The 18,319-nt window shown below is 72.3% G+C and carries 19 protein-coding genes and 1 tRNA gene; 4 read left to right on the forward strand and 16 right to left on the reverse strand.

The window, feature by feature from the left end:
* The first annotated feature begins 95 nt into the window (after positions 1–95).
* Positions 96–1,364: a glycosyltransferase 87 family protein gene (locus tag ACZ7G1_RS20470; protein ID WP_470873027.1), complete on the forward strand. Its 1,269-nt coding sequence runs from the start codon at positions 96–98 to the stop codon at positions 1,362–1,364.
* Positions 1,365–1,418: 54 nt separating this feature from the next.
* Here the strand turns inward: ACZ7G1_RS20470 and ACZ7G1_RS20475 are convergent, their stop codons facing one another.
* Both ACZ7G1_RS20475 and ACZ7G1_RS20480 read right to left on the reverse strand, forming a co-directional pair.
* Positions 1,419–1,652 (reverse strand): hypothetical protein, encoded by a 234-nt coding sequence (locus tag ACZ7G1_RS20475; protein WP_017239283.1) that lies wholly within the window; start codon positions 1,650–1,652, stop codon positions 1,419–1,421.
* Positions 1,653–1,789: 137 nt separating this feature from the next.
* Positions 1,790–3,226, reverse strand: a complete 1,437-nt coding sequence (locus ACZ7G1_RS20480) for an MFS transporter (RefSeq protein ID WP_470873025.1) — start codon at positions 3,224–3,226, stop codon at positions 1,790–1,792.
* A gap of 101 nt (positions 3,227–3,327) precedes the next feature.
* On the opposite strand from ACZ7G1_RS20480, the gene ACZ7G1_RS20485 reads away from it, so the two are divergent.
* On the forward strand, positions 3,328–4,194 hold the full coding sequence (locus ACZ7G1_RS20485; protein WP_470873023.1) for a helix-turn-helix transcriptional regulator: 867 nt from the start codon (positions 3,328–3,330) through the stop codon (positions 4,192–4,194).
* A 93-nt stretch (positions 4,195–4,287) separates the two neighbouring features.
* Here ACZ7G1_RS20485 and ACZ7G1_RS20490 read toward each other — a convergent pair.
* The 7 genes from ACZ7G1_RS20490 to ACZ7G1_RS20520 form a co-directional block, all read right to left on the reverse strand.
* Positions 4,288–4,360 (reverse strand) — tRNA-Ala (locus tag ACZ7G1_RS20490).
* A 104-nt stretch (positions 4,361–4,464) separates the two neighbouring features.
* Positions 4,465–5,118 carry a histidine phosphatase family protein gene (locus ACZ7G1_RS20495; RefSeq protein WP_470873357.1) on the reverse strand — a complete coding sequence of 218 codons (654 nt, stop codon included), beginning with the start codon at positions 5,116–5,118 and terminating at the stop codon, positions 4,465–4,467.
* Positions 5,115–5,582 carry a ribosome silencing factor gene (rsfS, locus tag ACZ7G1_RS20500; RefSeq protein WP_470873021.1) on the reverse strand — a complete coding sequence of 156 codons (468 nt, stop codon included), beginning with the start codon at positions 5,580–5,582 and terminating at the stop codon, positions 5,115–5,117. The genes ACZ7G1_RS20495 and rsfS overlap by 4 nt, the downstream gene beginning before the upstream one ends.
* A gap of 83 nt (positions 5,583–5,665) precedes the next feature.
* Positions 5,666–7,387, reverse strand: a complete 1,722-nt coding sequence (locus ACZ7G1_RS20505; protein WP_470873020.1) for an LCP family protein — start codon at positions 7,385–7,387, stop codon at positions 5,666–5,668.
* Positions 7,388–7,406: 19 nt separating this feature from the next.
* On the reverse strand, positions 7,407–8,027 hold the full coding sequence (gene nadD, locus ACZ7G1_RS20510) for a nicotinate-nucleotide adenylyltransferase (RefSeq protein ID WP_376486072.1): 621 nt from the start codon (positions 8,025–8,027) through the stop codon (positions 7,407–7,409).
* Between the two features lie 52 nt (positions 8,028–8,079).
* Entirely contained in the window at positions 8,080–8,244 is a 165-nt protein-coding gene (locus ACZ7G1_RS20515; protein WP_470873018.1) for a hypothetical protein, read from the reverse strand.
* Between the two features lie 83 nt (positions 8,245–8,327).
* Positions 8,328–8,561, reverse strand: coding sequence for a hypothetical protein (locus ACZ7G1_RS20520; protein ID WP_470873371.1), 234 nt, complete (start codon positions 8,559–8,561; stop codon positions 8,328–8,330).
* Between the two features lie 128 nt (positions 8,562–8,689).
* Here ACZ7G1_RS20520 and ACZ7G1_RS20525 point away from each other — a divergent pair, with 128 nt between their 5' ends.
* Positions 8,690–9,796 (forward strand): M48 family metallopeptidase, encoded by a 1,107-nt coding sequence (locus ACZ7G1_RS20525; RefSeq protein WP_470873016.1) that lies wholly within the window; start codon positions 8,690–8,692, stop codon positions 9,794–9,796.
* Here the strand turns inward: ACZ7G1_RS20525 and ACZ7G1_RS20530 are convergent.
* From ACZ7G1_RS20530 to ACZ7G1_RS20560, 7 genes are all read right to left on the reverse strand, one after another.
* Positions 9,781–10,869: an SCO2583 family membrane protein gene (locus ACZ7G1_RS20530; protein ID WP_470873014.1), complete on the reverse strand. Its 1,089-nt coding sequence runs from the start codon at positions 10,867–10,869 to the stop codon at positions 9,781–9,783. The two genes, ACZ7G1_RS20525 and ACZ7G1_RS20530, sit on opposite strands and share 16 nt — an antisense overlap.
* Positions 10,870–10,964: 95 nt before the next feature.
* A complete protein-coding gene (locus tag ACZ7G1_RS20535; protein ID WP_470873012.1) occupies positions 10,965–11,561 on the reverse strand; it encodes an SCO2584 family spore wall biosynthesis protein in 597 nt (198 codons plus the stop codon).
* 86 nt (positions 11,562–11,647) lie between these two features.
* Positions 11,648–12,931, reverse strand: coding sequence for a glutamate-5-semialdehyde dehydrogenase (locus ACZ7G1_RS20540; RefSeq protein ID WP_470873010.1), 1,284 nt, complete (start codon positions 12,929–12,931; stop codon positions 11,648–11,650).
* 106 nt (positions 12,932–13,037) lie between these two features.
* Positions 13,038–13,559, reverse strand: coding sequence for a hypothetical protein (locus ACZ7G1_RS20545; RefSeq protein WP_470873008.1), 522 nt, complete (start codon positions 13,557–13,559; stop codon positions 13,038–13,040).
* 169 nt (positions 13,560–13,728) lie between these two features.
* On the reverse strand, positions 13,729–14,832 hold the full coding sequence (gene proB / locus ACZ7G1_RS20550) for a glutamate 5-kinase (RefSeq protein ID WP_470873355.1): 1,104 nt from the start codon (positions 14,830–14,832) through the stop codon (positions 13,729–13,731).
* A gap of 124 nt (positions 14,833–14,956) precedes the next feature.
* On the reverse strand, positions 14,957–15,487 hold the full coding sequence (locus tag ACZ7G1_RS20555; RefSeq protein ID WP_470873006.1) for a GtrA family protein: 531 nt from the start codon (positions 15,485–15,487) through the stop codon (positions 14,957–14,959).
* The gene (locus ACZ7G1_RS20560; protein WP_470873004.1) at positions 15,487–16,482 is read right to left on the reverse strand and encodes a glycosyltransferase family 2 protein; all 996 of its coding nucleotides are present in this window, start codon (positions 16,480–16,482) and stop codon (positions 15,487–15,489) included. The genes ACZ7G1_RS20555 and ACZ7G1_RS20560 overlap by 1 nt, the downstream gene beginning before the upstream one ends.
* Before the next feature lie 251 nt (positions 16,483–16,733).
* Here ACZ7G1_RS20560 and ACZ7G1_RS20565 point away from each other — a divergent pair, with 251 nt between their 5' ends.
* The gene (locus ACZ7G1_RS20565) at positions 16,734–18,278 is read left to right on the forward strand and encodes a hypothetical protein (RefSeq protein ID WP_470873002.1); all 1,545 of its coding nucleotides are present in this window, start codon (positions 16,734–16,736) and stop codon (positions 18,276–18,278) included.
* Positions 18,279–18,319: the final 41 nt, after the last annotated feature.

Raw genomic sequence — 18,319 nt, forward strand, 5'->3', positions numbered from 1 at the left:
CCTCGCGGCGACAGACAGAACATTAACCGGCTCCCGGGCAGAACTCCAAATCGGTTCTCGGGACCCCTCTGACCAGCCGGGTAGGGTCGCCGACTGTGTCCGTCTCCGTGCTCTCGAAAACCCGCGCCCGGCCGTCGCCCCTGGCCACCGCCGCGGCGGTCTGTCTGCTCTCGTTCGCGGCCTTCTGGGTGGCGCAACGCCTCGCCCACGTGAACATGCTCGACGTGATGGTCTACCGGGCCGAGGGCGAGACGGTCAGAGCCGGCGGCGATCTCTACGCGATGCGCGCCACCTCGGCGAACCTCGGCATGACCTACCCGCCCTTCGCCGCCCTGCTGTTCGTCCCGCTGACCTGGGTGAGCGTCCCGCTGATGCGGACGCTGAGCACCGCGGGCAACCTGCTCCTGGTCGTCGCCCTGGTCCAGCTCTCGCTCCAGCTGGTCCGCCCGTCCCTGTCCCGCGCGGATCTGTGGCGCAGGACGTTCTGGGTCGCCGCGGCCGTGGTGTGGTGCGAGCCGGTGTGGACGACGCTGCGGTACGGCCAGATCAACCTGCTGATAGCGGTGGCGGTGCTCTGGGACCTCACGCGCCGCGAGGGCAGCCGCTGGGCCGGTCTGGGCATCGGCCTCGCGACCGCGGTGAAGCTCACACCGGGGCTCTTCGTGGTCCTGCTGCTCGCCGCGGGCCTGCTGCTGTGGCGCCGGGACCGGGGGTGGAACCAGTGGCTGCGCACGGCCGTCACGGCGACCGGGGTGTTCCTGGGCACCACGCTCGCGGTGGCGCTGGCCCTGCCGGCGGACTCGAGCAAGTTCTGGACGCAGACCCTGTTCGAGACCGGCCGGGTCGGTTTCGCCGAGGAGACCGGCAACCAGTCCATCCGCGGCGTCCTGGCGCGCCTGATGCACACCGACGACCCGGGCATGTGGTGGGCGGTGACCGCGGCCGTCCTGGGCGGTCTGGCGATGGTCCTCGCGGTACGGGCCGCGGTGCGGGGCGACAAGGCGGTGGCCGTCCTCGTCTGCGCGTTCACGGCGCTGATGATCAGCCCGATCTCGTGGTCCCACCACTGGGTCTGGTGCGTGCCGCTGCTGATCCTGCTCGCGGACCGCGCCACGCGCGCGTGGCTGGTGACCGGGGCGGTCGCCCTGGTGTTCGCGTCGTTCGCGCTGTGGTGGGTTCCGCACGACCCGGGCCGCCCCGAACTGGACCAGAACGCGGGGCAGATGCTGCTCTCGGCGATCTACCCGCTGACGACGACGGCGCTGCTCGCCGGGTACGCGCTGACGCTGCGACGCCAGGAGACGCCGACACTGCCCACGCAGACGCGGACGCGGCAGCCGCGGAAGCAGGCCGTGACGAAGTAGGCCGCGGCGACGGGGACCGCGCCGGAGGAGGAGAACCGTCGCGACGGCGCCGCGTCAGGCCGTCGCGAAGGAGTAGAACCGCTTGAGGGTGCAGTGCTCGTCCAGGAGCCGGCCGTAGATCGGCTCACCCTCGAGCTCGCGGTACGTCTCGATCGGGTCGCCTTTTATGATCAGCGCCCGCGCGCACTCCTCGCACCAGTACTGGAACCCGGTGTTGACGGGGTCCATGTCGCGCACGATGGGCGTGCCGCTGCCGCACCAGTCGCATTTCCGCCTGTGTGCACCCATCGATCAGCTCCAGCCGTGGCCGCAGGCCGTACACCCATTGGACGCCCCGCCGTTGTCGCCGAGCACGTGGGTCACCCTCCCGTCCGGAGCCTCGTCCCCCTCCGGCCGTCCGATTCTGCCATGGCCCCGCAAGAGGGTCAGCGTGCTCGGCGCGGCAGCACCGCCGAGGCCGCGCCCATGACCGAGGCGGCGGCCAGGGCGAGGGTGGTCACCCAGAGCGCGTCGGCGGAACTCTGCGCTCCGGGACCGGCGAGCCGGCCGAGGAAGAGCGTGCCGAAGGTGGCGACGCCGATGAGCTGCCCGAGCTGGGTGACGGTGGCGAGCAGACCGCTGGCGTCGGCCGCGTCCTCGGGCCGTACGGTGGCCAGCGCGCCGGTCAGGGCCGGGCTGAAGGCCAGCGCGATGCCCGCTCCCAGCGCGCCCAGGGCCGGGTAGAGCCCCCAGCCGCCCGAGGTGCCGTCCGCGAGCACCCGGCCGAGGGCGAGGGCGGACACGGCCGCGAGCAGGAATCCGCCCGGGACCAGTGCGCGGTGCAGCGCGGCCGGCCAGCGCCGCCAGGTCAGCCCGACGGCACCGAAGACGACGGCGGCGGGACCGAAGGTGAGTCCGGCGCGCAGGGCGCTGTGTCCGAGCCCGCCCTGCAGGTGCAGGGTGAGGGTGAACAGGAACCCGGCGTTGACGCCCATCGCCACGGTGATCCACAGGGCGGCCCGTCCGATGCCGGGGACGCGCAGGACCCTCGGGGCGATGAGCGGTGCGCCGCCGCGGCGGGCGAGCCGCGACTCGTACGTGCCGAAGGCGGCGAGGAACACCGGCGAGCCGCCGAGCGAGAGCCAGGACCACAGCGGCCAGTCCTGCTCCTGGCCGAGGACCAGGGGGACGGTCAACAGGGACACGGCGGCGGCGAGCAGGAGCAGGCCGGGCACGTCGAGGGCACGCGCACGCGTGGGACCTGTGTGGGCGTCCCCGGGCAGGAACCTGGTGCCGAGGACGAGCAGGGCCAGCCCGATGGGGACGTTGACGAGGAAGACCGGCCGCCAGCCGGTGCCGAACAGGTCGGCGCTCACCAGGACGCCGCCGACGACCTGGCCGGCGGCGGCGCCGGTGGCCAGGACCGCGGAGTAGGCGCCGAGGGCGCGGACCCGGTGTTCGCCGGTGAAGTTGCGCTGGATGAGGCTGAGCACCTGAGGGATCATCAGGGCCGAGCCGGCGCCCTGGACCAGCCGGAAGGCGATCAACTGGCCTGTTCCGGCGGCGAGTCCGCAGGCGAGGGAGGCGGCGGTGAAGAGGGCCAGGCCGCCGAGGTACATGCGGCGGTGCCCGAGCAGGTCGCCGAGGCGGGCTCCGGTGATCAGCAACACCGCGTAGGCGATGGTGTATCCGGCGATGACGAGCTGGAGCGCGGACCCGGACGCGGCGAGTTCGGTGCGGATCGTGGGGGCGGCGACGTTGACGATGAAGACGTCGAGGAGCGCCATGAACTGGGCGGCGAGCACCACTCCGAGCAGTAGTCCGGGGCGGTTGTCGGTGCCACGGTCTTTACTGAGTGCGGGACGTGTCGTGGTCGGGGTCATGCGTCGAGCGTGACGGCGATCCGATACGGGTAACGAGAGCCCGCTGATGCTGGTACTGACAGCACCTGGCAGCGGCGGCACGGGGACTCGACCATGGGGGTGTGACGATTGTGGCAGCAGCACCGACACAGCGGCGCCGACGGCCGGAACTGGCCGCGTTCCTGCGCAGTCGCCGGGCCAGGGTGACACCGGAGGACGTCGGGATGCCACCGGGCCTCCGCCGTCGCACGCCCGGGCTGCGCCGCGAGGAGGTCGCCCATCTCTCCGGGGTCGGCGTGACCTGGTACACCTGGCTGGAACAGGGGCGGCCGATCAACGCCTCGGCGCAGGTGCTCGACGCGGTGGCCCGCACCCTCCGGCTGGACCGGCCCGAGCGCGAGCACCTCTACCACCTCGCCGAAGTGCCGTACGCGCCCGACCGGGCCGCCGAGGACCCCGAGGTGGTCAGCCCCGAGCTCCAGGGCATCCTCGACGCCCTGGTCCCCCACCCCGCGGTGCTCTACAACGCGCGGTACGACGTCCTCGCGACCAACGTCGTGTACGAGCGGCTGCTGATGCAGGACGAGCGGGTGATGGACACCGGCCCGTTCGGCGTGCGCAACGTGCTGTGGGCGCTCTTCAGCGTCCCGGACCCCCGATGTCCGGTGGTCGACCGGAAGCGGGAGCTGCCGCTGATGGTGGCCCAGCTGCGCGGCGCGTACGGACGCCACGTGGGCGAGCCCGCCTGGGAGGAGTTCGTACGGCTCCTCGCCGAGGCCAGTCCGGAGTTCGCCCGGCTCTGGCGGAGCGGCGACGTGGTCCCGCCGGGGACCCGGGTGAAGACCTTCCGTCACGAGCGGGTGGGCGAGGTCCGGTTGACCTCGGTCTCCCTCTCCGTGAACGGGATGCCGGAGTGCCGGATCGTCACCTACACGCCGAACGACGAGGAGAGCCGGCTCAGAATCGAGCGCCTGCGCGCGGAGTCCTGACGGTGGGCGGCGTCACAGCGAGCGGAGCCGTAACGGCAATCGGGGGCACAACGACGAATCCCGCCCCCTGGCGGGGACGGGATTCGGTGACTGTGGAGCTAAGGAGAATTGAACTCCTGACCTCCTGCATGCCATGCAGGCGCTCTACCAACTGAGCTATAGCCCCTCGTGTTCTTCCGTTCTTCGCGCTGCGCGCTCCGAACAAGAAGAACTCTAGCCTGTGACCTGCCGGAAAGTGAAATCCGGGTCCGGCAGGCCCGGCCACGGGTCTCAGTCGTCGTCGCCGAGGACCGGCTCGGGCAGCGTCCCGGCGTTGTGCTCCGTCAGTCGCCAGCCGCGGGCGCCCTCGCCGAGGACGGACCAGCAGCAGTTGGAGAGGCCACCCAGACTCTCCCAGTGCCGCGCCTCGAGGCCGAGGAGCCGGCCGATCGTGGTGCGGATGGTTCCGCCGTGGCTCACCACGACGAGGGTGCCGTCCTCGGGCAGCTTGTCCGCGTGGCCGAGAACCACCGGGGCGGCCCGGTCGGCCACCTCGGTCTCCAGCTCGCCGCCGCCCCGGCGCACGGGCTCGCCGCGCTTCCAGGCCGCGTACTGCTCGCCGTACCGCGCCACGATCTCGTCGTGGGTCAGCCCCTGCCACTCCCCCGCGTACGTCTCGCGCAGCGCGGGGTCGTGGACGACGGCGTGGCCGGTGAGCGTGGCGAGCTCGGCGGCGGTGGCCGCCGCCCGCTTCAGGTCGGAGGCCACGATGGCGTCCGGCTGCAGCGCGGCGAGCAGCCGGGCGGCCCGGCGGGCCTGGGCGACGCCCGCCTCCGTCAGCTCGATGTCGGTCGAGCCCTGGAAGCGGCGCTCCAGATTCCACGAGGTCTGGCCGTGACGCCAGAGGACGATGCGGCGGCCGCTGCCGCCCTTGGTGGTGCTCAGCTCAGCTCACCGTCCACCTCGTCGGGCAGGCCGGCGGCGTGCTGGGAGAGGTCGACACCGGTGAGGGCGGCGTGCTCGGCACCCTTGCCGCGGGTCTTCTCCGCGTCCTCGGGAAGCGGCAGCTCGGGGCAGTCCTTCCACAGCCGCTCCAGGGCGTAGAAGACACGCTCCTCGCTGTGCTGAACGTGGATGACGATGTCGACGTAGTCCAGGAGGATCCAGCGCGCGTCGCGGTCGCCCTCGCGGCGGACCGGCTTGGCGCCGAGGTCCTTGTTCAGGCGCTCCTCGATCTCGTCGACGATCGACTTGACCTGGCGGTCGTTGGGCGCGGAGGCGAGCAGGAAGGCGTCGGTGATCGACAGCACGTCGCTGACGTCGTACGCGATGATGTCGTGCGCGAGCCGGTCTGCGGCCGCCTGGGCGGCAGCGTTGACGAGCTCGATGGAACGGTCCGTGGCGGTCACAAGCAGGCTTTCGTCGGCGGTCCAGTACCCCTCCAGGGTCTCACGGACCGCCGACGCCCCCGCCAACGATTTCCGGAGCGCCGCTACGAGCCCCCGGGGATCTTGTAGTCCTGGCCGAGGATCACGGTGATCGCGGCCGCTCCCACCGGCTTGCCCTTGGTGACCGCGCCGGCCGGCAGGCCGAGGGTCTTGGCCACCTCGACCGCCGTCGCCTTCTGGGCCTCGTCACCGTAGACGACCTGCGACTTCGCCTGGGTTTCCCCGGTGCTGCCGCCCACGAAGGCGTAGCCGCCGTTGATCAGGACGACCCGGGCGGCCTCGGTGGCCTGCTTGCCGGAGCCGTCCCGCACCGAGACGCGGGGCACGTCGCCCGCCTCGGGAGCGGTGACCTTGCCGCCGAGGATGTCCTTCACCACACCCGCACTGGCGCTCTCGGTCAGCGTGCCGTCCTGGCCGACCGGGAGCAGGGCGGTCTTGTAGTCGCCGATCTTGGCGTGTTCGGCGAGCTTGGCGAGGGAGGCCGCGAGGTCCTTCTCGGGCAGCGAGGGGTCGAGGATCTGCTGGAGGGTCTCGACGGTGACCAGGGCGACCTCGGGGTCGGAGGAGATCTTGCGCAGCACGCCGTACAGGACCTGGCCGAAGCGCTGGAGCTGCTTGGCCTCGGCCTCGCCGGGTGCCCGGTAGGTGGCGTAGGCGACGGCGGCGCGGCCGTTCAGCGTCTGCTTCTCGCCCTTCCTGACGAGCGGCTCGGCGCCCTTCTTGGTGTCGGGGACGTCCGTGTCGGTGTCGGTCTCGATGCTGCTGACGGCCTCGACGAGGTTCTCGAGGAACGGGGTGTCCAGCCGCCAGGTGCCGGTGATCTTCGTCCCGAGGAGGTTGTCGATCGCCTCCCGGGTGCCGCCGGAGCCGTCCTCGTCGACCGACTTGCCGAGGGTGGTCGCGGTCCCCTCGTCGTCGGCGACGACGACGGAGTTGGGGAGCAGGATCGTGGTGCCCTGGCGGGTGGTCGTGTTGTCCACCAGGAGGGCGGTGGAGGTGCCGCCGCTCTTGAGGTCGTGGAGGTGGACGACGATCGTGTCCCGCTTCTGCGGACCGGTCGCCGTGTTCCCCTTCTGCTCCGGGGCGGACGTCCCGGGGAGCATGCCCTCGGACCAGAGGTAGCCGACGCCGCCGGCGACGGCGAGCGCGAGGACGACGACGAGCGCGATGACCCGGTTGCGGCCGCGCCGCCTGGCCTCCTCGCGCCGCTCGGAGCGGCTCTCGGTGAACTTGAGCCAGTCGATGACGTCCTCGGAGTCCTCGTCGGGCTCCTCGATGAAGGAGAACTGCTCGGTGCGGTACTCCCGGTCCTCGTCCCCCTGCCGTGCCGGGGCGGGCCGCTGCCCGGGAACGCCGGGCGGGGCCGCGACGGGCGCCGCCGGCTGGGCGGGGGCGACCGGAGCGGCCTGCGCCGGGGCCTGGGCCTGCGCCTGTGCCGGGTCGGCCTGCGCGGCCCACTGCTGCCCGGTGTCATAAGCCGTCGGAGCCATCGGGGCCGTCGGCGCCGCCGGGTAGGCGTAACCCTGCTGCCCGTACGGGTCGTACGACTGCTGCTGGGGCTGCTGAGGCGGCTGCTGTGCCTGCGGCTGCTGCTGATGCTGGGCCTGGGCGTAGGGGTCGTACCCGTACCCCTGCTGCTGCCCGGCGTACGGGTCGTACTGCTGCTGCGCGGGCTGCTGGTACACCGGCTGCCCGTACTCGTCGTAGCCGATGAGCTGCGGCTGCTGCGGATAGTACGGGTCGTACGGATGCTGCTGATCGTTCACCGGTGCCCCTCCCCGAAGCTCACTCGCCGCGGTACAGCTGGCGCTTGTCGATGTAGCGCACCACGCCGTCCGGAACCAGGTACCAGACGGGGTCCCCCTGCGCGACCCTCGCCCGGCAGTCGGTGGAGGAGATGGCGAGCGCGGGGACCTCGACCAGCGAGACCCCGCCCTTGGGCAGTCCGTCGTCGGTGAGGTCGTGACCCGGCCGGGTGACGCCGATGAAGTGGGCGAGCGAGAAGAGTTCCTCGGCGTCGCGCCAGGTGAGGATCTGCGACAGCGCGTCGGCCCCGGTGATGAAGAAGAGGTCCGAGTCGCTGTTGAGAGAGCGCAGGTCCCGCAGGGTGTCGATGGTGTACGTCGCGCCGCCGCGGTCGATGTCGATGCGGCTGACCGAGAACTGCGGGTTGGACGCCGTGGCGATGACGGTCATCAGATACCGGTCCTCGGCCGCCGAGACCACCTTGTGGCTCTTCTGCCACGGCTCCCCGGTCGGTACGAACACCACCTCGTCCAGGTGGAACAGGGCGGCCACCTCGCTCGCCGCCACCAGGTGTCCGTGGTGGATCGGGTCGAAGGTTCCGCCCATCACACCGACTCGGCGCTTCCCGCGCCCGCCAGTAGGCACTTCCTGCTCTCCCATGCGTGCAGAGCCTACTGGCACGGCAGCGGACGCCGGTTCGGTGGTCGCCGGATCAGCGGTCGCGGTTGAAGCGAGTGGTGATCCACAGCAGCAGGAGCAGGGCACCGAAGGCGCCGAAGCCGGTGAGGTAGGGGCTGAGGCTTTCGTGGTTGCCGCCGCCGTGCTCGGAGCCCTCGGCGAGGGTGACCAGGTGGGCGGCGGTGCTGTGGAGGCTCATCTTCGGCAGACCTATCGATCGGGGATGGGAGCGGAGACTTCGCGCACATCGTATGCGGGCCGTCCCGGCCCGCTCACGCCGACTCAGGCGTTGGCGTCACGGTCCGTGTCGCGGTCCGTCCCACCGGCGGGTCCGCCGGCCGTGTCGGCCGTGTCGGCGGTGTCCGTGTCCTCGCTCCGGTAGCCGCGCAGCAGGAACCAGGCGAGCAGGGCGCCGCCCACGAGCGAGACGAGCAGCACGACGCGCAGCGTGTCGCCGAGCCCCTGCGGGGCGGTGCTTGCGAGCAGGGAGGCGGCGGCGTCCACGGTGTCCGGCATGTCGGTCGTGCTCCTAGGTCGTCCTCGGTGCCCGAGTTATCCACAGGCCCCGGCACACGGTAACGCCAGCGCCTAGGCTGGGTTCAGTCAGGGGGACGAGCACCGACTCGTACGAACAGGGGGCATCCATGACCGAGAACGACCAGGGGAACGTGCCGAGCAGGCAGCGCAAGCGGTTCCCGGGCATCTCCTCGCGGGCCTACGAACATCCGGCGGACCGCTCGGCCCTGGTGGCCCTGCGGAAGCTCAGCGGCTTCGACACGGTCTTCAAGGCGCTCAGCGGCCTGCTGCCCGAGCGCAGCCTGCGACTCCTCTTCCTCTCGGACTCCGTCCGGGTGAGCGACGCGCAGTTCGGCCATCTCAACGACATGCTGCGGGACGCCTGTTACATCCTGGACCTGGAGAAGGTCCCGCCGATGTACGTGACGCAGGACCCGAAGCCCAACGCGATGTGCATCGGCCTCGACGAGCCGATCATCGTGCTCACCACCGGCCTGGTGGAGCTCCTCGACGAGGAGGAGATGCGGGCGGTCGTCGGCCACGAGGTCGGCCACGCCCTGTCCGGCCACGCCGTCTACCGCACCATCCTGCTCTTCCTCACGAGTCTCGCGCTCAAGGTCGCCTGGATCCCGCTGGGGAACGTCGCGATCATGGCGATCGTGACGGCGCTGCGCGAGTGGTTCCGCAAGTCGGAGCTCTCCGCGGACCGGGCCGGCCTGCTGGTCGGGCAGGACGTCCAGGCCTCGATGCGCGGCCTGATGAAGATCGCGGGCGGCAACCACCTGCACGAGATGAACGTGGACGCGTTCCTCGCCCAGGCCGACGAGTACGAGAAGTCCGGTGACCTGCGGGACTCGGTCCTGAAGATCCTCAACGTGCTGCCGCGTTCGCACCCCTTCACCACCGTCCGCGCGTCGGAGCTGAAGAAGTGGTCGGAGAGCCGCGACTTCCAGCGGATCATGGACGGGCACTTCCCGAAGCGCTCGGAGGACAAGGACACCTCGGTGACGGACTCCTTCCGCGAGTCGGCCGGGCACTACGCGGAGACCGTGCGGACGAGCAAGGATCCGTTGTTGAAGCTGGTCGGGGACATAGCCGGCGGCGCCGGTGACCTGGCGGGCGACCTGGGCGGCCGGCTGCGCAACCGCTTCGGTTCCGGTCAGGCTCCGAAGAAGCCGGACGCCGGGGACGACAGCGACCCGACCGGAACGCCGGACGGTCAGAGCGAGGGCTGAGCGCTCGGCGCGAGGGCCCCGCAGAGCGCGGGGGCGGCGGGCCGGCTCGTGGCGTACGGGTCGGTGACCGCCGGGCCGCCGCCCGTGGCGGGGACCCGCGCGCCTGCCAGGAGCGGTTTCAGCGAGCCGGTGGTGTCGGCGCCGCACGCCTGGGGGCCGGCCTCCACGGTGCTGGTCAGCAGCTCGGCCCGGTGCGTCCGCAGGTCGTCGCGGTCGAAGCGGAAGTGCACCTGCCGGTGGACGGTGAAGAGCGAGGCCGCGGCGACCGGACCCGCGCCCTGGACGGCCGGCCGGAGGGCGTAGGTGTACGTGTGGTCCGCGGTGACGTCCAGTGTGTCGGGGCCGGTCTCCTCGAAGCGGAGGGTGCCCTGCACGCGGGCGGTGGGATCGGCGAGGACGGCCTGCGTGGGGTCGAAGCGGACGAGCCAGCCGGCGAGGGCGTGACGGCCGTCGTCGGCGGGTGACTCGACGCTCCGGTCGAACTGCTCCAGCTGGTCCGGGTCGAGCAGCAGCCGGGCGGGCCGGACGGTGGCCCCGGACAGGACGTCCGGCTCCAGGGAGGAGGCCACCAGGTAGTCCTTGGCGATGCCGAGGGCGGTGACGACCTGGCTCTCGGCGAAGTGGGAGGTCCGTCCGGCGACGGGCAGGTTGATGCCGGCGGCACCGGAGCGGTACTCGGCGGCCGGGCTGTGGGCGAAGAGACGCGCCGGCTCGCCGCCCGGGACGACGCCCTGGGGGGCGAGCGGGACCACCGTGGTGCGCAGCGGTTCGGCGCGCTGGTCGATGGGGGGCTGGTAGGGGTTGCGGACGCCCAGGTAGATGGCGGTGCCGAAGGCGAGGAGGATCAGCAGGACCAGCAGGGCCGCCTGACGGGAGCCGCTGCGGCTCTCCCAGGCGGAGGGACGGCTCCGGACGGCCCGGGCGTGCTCGCCCATCCGCTCCTGGGCCGAGTACTCCTGGAGGCGGGCAGCACGGACGAACGCCTCGTCGAAGACGACGGCTCGGTACTCGTCCTCACCACCGCCGGGGAACCCCTCGGGCGTCCCCTCAGGCGGGTCGCCACGGCCTGCCATACCTTCAGGGTAGGTCGGCGGGGCCTTCGGTAAACGCCCAGGTACACGACAAGTTCGGAAGAATTCCGCCGTCGGGCCGTACGGGTGGGCGCGGCCTACCTGACCGGGGGCGCCTGGACCACGGGCGAGGGGGCGGCCGGAGCGGGGGCGACGGCCGCGGGGACGGCGGCCGCGGGCGGGGCCGGGAGCGGCTTGGGGGTGTCGACGCCGGTGGTGGCCGGCGGCGGGACCTGGTCCTCGCGGTTGGCGGCGGCGCCCCGGTAGACGGCGCTGAAGGCGAGGGCGACCATGCCGATGCCCATCACGAGGGCGAGGATCCAGGCCACCGGGCGGTGCCAGCGGGCGCTGCCCCGGTAGGGACGCAGGGCCCCGCCGTGGCGCCCGTAGGGGCTGGCGTCGTCGCCGACGTCGTCGGGTTCGTAGGTGAGGCCGACCGGGTCGTGGCCGTCCTCGTAGGGGTCGTCGTCGGCCGCTCCGATCCCGGCGCGGGCACGGGCCGCCTCGGCCTCCGCGCGGGCCTGGGCGGCGGCGAGGAGCCGCTCCACCGCCGTCGGCTCGTGGATCGTGGCGGCCCTGACGAAGTCCTCGTCGAACACCACGGCGGCGTAGACCTCGTCGGCGCCTCCGCGGTCGACACGGTCATCGGGGTCCTGGCCGTCCTGGAACGGCTTGCCCCCCACGTCGTCCGGCACGGATTCAGAGTAGACCCGCGAGGTGGTTTTGGGCAGGGAGAGTGCGAAGCCTCCCCGCCCGTCCCTCCCCGTACCGAAAGGAGGTGTTACCGGACGTGACCGTCACCGGTGACGATGTACTTGGTCGACGTCAGCTCCGGAAGGCCCATGGGGCCCCGGGCGTGCAGCTTCTGGGTGGAGATGCCGATCTCGGCGCCGAAGCCGAACTGTCCGCCGTCCGTGAACCGGGTGGAGGCGTTCACGGCGACCGTGGTCGAGTCGACCAGCTGGGTGAAACGGCGCGCCGCGGCCTGCGAGGTGGTGACGATCGCCTCGGTGTGACCGGAGGACCACATCCGGATGTGCTCGACGGCCTTGTCGAGGGAGTCGACGACGGCGGCGGCGATGTCGTACGAGAGGTACTCGGTCTCCCAGTCCTCGGCGGTGGCCGGGACGACGGTGGCCTTGGAGCCCTCGGAGAGGGCGAGGACGCGCTCGTCGGCGTGGACGGTGACGCCGGCCTCGGCGAGGGCGGCGAGCGCCTTGGGCAGGAAGGCGGCGGCGACGTCCTGGTGGACGAGGAGGGTCTCGGCGGAGTTGCAGACGCTGACCCGGGAGGCCTTGGAGTTGATCAGGATCTCGACGGCCATGTCGAGGTCGGTCTGGGCGTCGACGTAGACGTGGCAGTTGCCGGTGCCGGTCTCGATGACCGGGACGGTGGACTCCTCGACGACCGTCCGGATGAGGGAGGCGCCGCCGCGCGGGATGAGGACGTCGACGAGGCCGCGGGCGCGCATCAGCTCGCGGACCGACTCGCGGGACTCGCCGGGGACCAGCTGGATGGCGTCGGCGGGCAGGCCGGCGCCGCCGACGGCGTCGCGCAGCACGGTCACCAGGGCGGTGTTGGAGGCGTACGCGGAGGAGGAGCCGCGGAGCAGGACGGCGTTTCCGGACTTGAGGCAGAGGGCGGCGGCGTCGACCGTGACGTTGGGCCGGGCCTCGTAGATGATGCCGACGACGCCGAGCGGGACGCGGACCTGGCGCAGGTCGATGCCGTTGGGGAGGGTCGAGCCGCGGACGACCTCGCCGACGGGGTCGGGCAGCGCGGCGACGTCGCGGACGTCGGCGGCGATGGCCCTGACGCGCTCGGGGGTGAGGGTGAGCCGGTCGATGATGGCCTCGCTGGTCCCGGCTTCGCGGGCCTTGGCGATGTCCTCGGCGTTGGCCTCGACGATCTCGGCGGTGCGGACTTCGAGGGCGTCCGCGATCGCCAGCAGGGCGTCGTCCTTGGCCGAGCGCGGGAGTGGCGCGATTTCGGCGGCGGCGCCACGGGCCCGGTAGGCGGCCCGGGCGACCGGGGAGAGGTTGTCGAGGGGCGTGAGCGAGGTCATGCCCGCAGGGTACTGGCACCCCTGCGGACATCCCTCACGTATCCCGCACTCCGAGACGTGCCCCGGCGCGGTTCCGCGGCGGCGCTCCGGGCCCTCCCGGTGCCGCTCAGTAGGGGTGGACGCCGACCGGGGCGGCCGGCGGCGGGCCGTAGCCCTCCGCGATCCGCTGGTGGTAGGTCTCACGGTCGATGACCTCGAGGCCGACGATCTCCCAGGGCGGCAGCTTGGCGGTCTGGCGGTGCTCGCCCCAGAGGCGCAGGGCGACGGCCGCGGCGTCGTGCAGGTCGCGGGCCTCCTCCCAGTACCGGATCTCGGCGTGGTCGTTGGCGTAGCGGCTGGTCAGCAGGAAGGGGTGGTCGTGGGCGAGCTGTTCGAGCCCGCGTCGTACCTCCTTCAGCGGTGACTCCACGCCGGAGACGCTGAGGGTGATGTGCCAGAGCTTGGACTCGGGCTGTTCCTTGGCGCGTGCCTCACGCGTCTCGCGTGCCTCACGTGTCTCGGTGGTGGTCTCGGTCTTCCTGTCCGCTGACCTGTCCCGTACCTCGTCGAAGTCGGCTCCGGCCTCGACACTGGTCAGGGCGCGTTCGGCGGACCCGCGGGGCGGTGCCCCTGGGCGCGCTCGTCTCACCGGCGGCCTCCTGTGTGATGCGTGTGGTGCTGTACCCCGCCTTGTCTTACCCCCGAGACAAAGTTGACCAGCCCGAGGCGGCAGATGGGGCGGTTTTGGTAAACGTCCCTTCCGGATGGCCAGACTTTCAGCCGTTTCGGCGTGGGGCGGTCGACCGGGGGTGCGGCGGTCAGGCGATGACGACCAGGTCGTCGCGGTGCACGACCTCGCGTTCGTACTCGGGTCCGAGATCTCCGGCCAGTTCGCGGGTGGACCGGCCGAGCATCCGGGGGAGTTCCTTGGCGTCGAAGTTGACGAGGCCGCGGGCGACGGCGCGCCCCGCGGTGTCGCGCAGCTCGACGGGGTCGCCGGCCACGAAGTCGCCCTCGACGGCGGCGACACCGGCCGCGAGCAGGGACTTCTTGCCCTCGACCACGGCGCGCACGGCTCCGTCGTCGAGGGTGAGGGAGCCCTGCGGGGTGGAGGCGTGGGCGAGCCAGAGGAGCCGGTCGGCGGAGCGGCGTCCGGTGGCGTGGAAGTACGTGCCGGTGTCCCGGCCGGCGAGGGCGTCGGCGGCGCGGCTCGCGGAGGTGAGGACGACGGGGATGCCCGCGGCGGCGGCGATGCGGGCGGCCTCGACCTTGGTGACCATGCCGCCGGTGCCGACGCCGGCCTTGCCCGCGGAGCCGATCTCGACGTGGGCGATGTCGGCGGGTCCCGCGACCTGCGCGATCCGCGAGGTGCCGGGCTTGGCCGGGTCGCCGTCGTAGAGCCCGTCGACGTCGGAGAGGAGGACGAGCAGGTCGGCGCGGACGAGGTGGGCGACGAGGGCGGCGAGCCGGTCGTTGTCGCCGAAGCGGATCTCGTCGGTGGCGACGGTGTCGTTCTCGTTGACGACGGGCAGCGCGCCCATCGCGAGGAGCTGGTCGAGGGTCCGGTACGCGTTGCGGTAGTGCGCGCGGCGGCTGGTGTCGTCGGTGGTGAGGAGGACCTGGCCGACGCGGACGCCGTAGCGGGCGAAGGAGGCGGTGTAGCGGGCGACGAGCAGGCCCTGGCCGACGCTGGCGGCGGCCTGCTGGCGGGCGAGGTCCTTGGGGCGGCGGGTGAGGCCGAGGGGTGCGAGGCCGGCGGCGATGGCGCCGGAGGAGACCAGGACGATCTCCTTCTCGCCGCCGCTGCGGACCTTGGCGAGCACGTCGACGAGAGCGTCGACGCGGTCGGCGTCGAGGCCCCCGGACGCGGTGGTGAGCGAGGAGGAGCCGACCTTGACGACGATCCTGCGGGCCTCCGTCACGTACTGCCTCGTCACGTCCGTCTGTCCCGTCACCTGCGTTGCCACCTGCGTCGTCCTCACTCGGCCTCACGGCCTCACCCGGCTGTCCACGGCCGCGCGCTCCCCGCCGCGGCTGCCAGGCAATCTACGCGAGCCGGGAGGGCCGCCGCTCGTCCGTTTCGCTCTCCGGACCGGGCGCCGCGGGGGCCGGTCCGGTGCCGCGGGGCACCAGGATGCGCTGGGAGATGAGGTAGGTGAAGGGGATGGCGACGACGGCGGCGACGAGTGGCGCGATCCTGTCGTCCATTCCGGCCCAGGTGACCAGCGCGTACAGACCGACGCTCTGCACCAGGTAGTTGGTGAGGTTGGTGAGCGGGAAGAGGGCGAACTTCTTCCAGGTGGGCCGGGTGCGGTAGGTGAAGTAGGTGTTGAGGAAGAAGGAGCCGATCATGCTGAGGACGAAGGCGAGGGAGTACGCGGCGAAGTACGGCATCCACGGGTGCAGCAGCAGGTAGCAGCCGAAGAACGTGCCGGTGTTGACCCCGCCGACCAGCGCGAACCGGACTATCTGCGCGAGCCGCGCCCGCCCGGAAGACCGCGGAGCCCCCACCGGGTCCGGCTGCGGCCGCGCAGCCCCCGCCGGGTCCGGCCGGGTGCCGTTTCCGGACGCCGCCATCAGCGCTCCCGGTCGGCGGTGACGACGCGGATGCGCTCGGCGGCGGCGCGCTCGGCGGCCGCGCGGCCGAAGGAGCGGTGGGTCTCCTTGACGAGGAAGTGCGGCCGGCGCTTGGTCTCGTAGTAGATGCGCCCGATGTACTCGCCGATCAGTCCCAGCATCACCATCTGCACGCCCCCGAGTCCCACGATGATCGCGACCAGGGTGACGTAACCGGGGGCGGTGACGCCGTGGGTGAGGGCTGCGGCGGTGACCCAGACCGCGTAGAGCACGGCGAGGCCGCTGAGCGTCATCCCGAGCCAGAGGGCGATGCGCAGGGGACGGTTGTTGAAGGAGATCAGCCCGTCCATGCCGTAGTTGAGCAGGGAGCTGAACTTCCACTTCGTCTCGCCGCCCTCGCGCGCGGCGTTCTGGTAGTCGAAGCTGACGGTGTCGAAGCCGATCCAGGAGAACAGCCCCTTGGAGAAGCGGTTGTACTCGGGCAGCGACAGCAGGGCGTCGACGGCGGGCCGGGAGAGCAGCCGGAAGTCCCCCACGCCGTCGGCGAGTTCCACGTCGACCCAGCGGTTCACGGCCCGGTAGTAGACGCGACTGAGCGCCGAGCGGAGCTTCTTGTCGCCTTCCCGGCTCCGCCGCGCGATGACCTGGTCGTGGCCCTGGTGGTAGAGGTCGAGCATCCGGGCGAGCAGCTCGGGCGGGTGCTGGAGGTCGGCGTCCATGATGACGACGGCGTCGCCGGTGGACTTGCGGAGGCCGGCGAGCATGGCGGCCTCCTTGCCGAAGTTGCGGCTGAAGGAGGCGTACTGGGTGCGGTGCGGGTGCCGGGCGGCGATCTCGCGCAGTTTCCCCAGCGTTCCGTCGGAGCTGCCGTCGTCGACGTAACAGATCTCGTAGCCGACCGGGAGGGTGTCGAGCACCTGTCGCATGCGGGCGTCGAACCGCTCGACGACGTCCTCCTCGTTGAAGCAGGGGACGACGACGGAAAGCCTGGTCATGGAACGGTCACTCCAGAGGGATGGGCGAGAGTACGTCCTGAAGGACCGCCACCGAGCTTTCCTTCGAGCAGCTCGGCCACGGTACGGAGAGGCGGTGACGACCGGGCGTCGCCCGAGTGACCGCCCCCGGTCGGCATGTCGTCCATGCAGCAAAGCATGCGGGGAAGATATTGATATACGTGGCATTTTCACCCATTCGTCACCCATTAGGACGACGCGCCACGCATGGTGGCCGGCTGGAGCGATGACCGTTGAGCAGGACCATCTCGGAGCACGGTGACGCACGGACGCGGGAGGACGGCGAGGACACCGACGGCGACGGCGGCTCAGAAGGCGGCGCCCTGCGGCGGGCGGCCTCCGGGGTCGCGCTCCTCGTCGCGGCCGGCGCGGCGGCCCTGCTCGCGGTCGGAGCCTTCCTCGGCCTCTACGTGCGCCCCACCTCCGACGACTGGTGCGCCCTCTGGAAGACCCGCGACATGGGCGTCCTCGGCATCACCGCGGACTTCTACGGCACCCAGAACGGCCGCGTCACCAACGCCTTCCTGACCGGCCTGATCTACACCGACGGCATGCGCGGTCCGAAGCTGCTGCCCGCCGTCCTCGTCGTCGCGCTCGGCTGCGGGCTCTTCTTCCTCGGCCGCGCGGCCCTGCGCGCCCTGCGCCTCCCCCGGCCGCCCGCCGTGCTGCTCGCGGCCGCCTCCGCGCTGCTCTCCGCCCTGCTCTTCTTCGCCGGAACCCGCTCCTACCAGGTGCTGCTCTGGGCTCCGGCGACCATCTCCCACACCCTGCCGAGCGTGATCGCCCTCTGGGTCGTGCTCGCCGCCGTCGGGGCCGCGCGCGGCGGCCCCCGCTGGGCCAGGGGCGCGGCCGTGGGGTCCGCACTGGTGACCGGGGTGGCGCTCGGCATGCTCAGCGAACCGTTCACCCTGGTGGCCGGGCTGCTCGCGGCCACCGCCGGCATCGTCTGTCTGCCCCGGCTCGGCTGGGCCGCCGACCGGTACGTCTCCACCTGGTGCGCGGCCGCCTGCCTCGGCCTCACCGTCGGCCTCGCCCTCCTCTACACCTCCCCCGGCGCCCGCTGGCGGCGCGAGCAGCACCCCCAGGAGCCGCTGTCGATGGCCGGGCTCGGCGACACCTTCCACGACTGGTGGCGGGTCTGGCAGACGATCGGCGGCCAGGGCGCGTACGCCGGAGCCCTCGCCGTCGGCGCGCTCCTCGGCCTCGCCCTCGCCACCACGCACCGGCCCGGGCACAAGCCGGCCGACGCGCCCGGGCTCCCCCCGCGCACGCTCCTCCGGGTCGTGGTGCTCCTCCCGGTCCCGCTGGTCCTCCTGGCGAGCCTGGCCGTCGTGTACGGGCTCCGCACCGGCTACGGCGACACCGGCTGGACCTACGGCCGCACCTGGACGAACTTCCTGCTCCCCCTGCTGCTCGCCCTCTGCGCCTACGGAGCCTGGGGCGGGTACGCGCTCGGCCGGCGCCTCCTGGCCGCCCCGCGCCCCGCCGCACGCGCCGCCGCCCTGGTCGCGGCCGGCGCGGTCGCCCTCGGCAGCGCCGCCGCCCTGGTCCGGCCGGTGCACGAGCTGACCACCACCACGGTCGTGCGGAGCGTGGCCTGGGACCGCCAGAACGCCCGGATCAGGGCCGAGGTCGCGGCCGGCGCCCGCGACGTCGCCTACCGGCCGCTCCTCATCGGCGGCCTCAGCGAACCCCTCTTCGCCTCCACGTACGCGCGTGACTGGGCGGCGCAGTGCACGGCCACCTACTACGGCGTGGACCGGATCCACCGCCCCTGAGGACACGCGGGCACGCCGAAGCGGGGTGCCCCGGAAGGGGA

Source organism: Streptomyces sp. NPDC037273 (assembly GCF_055603625.1).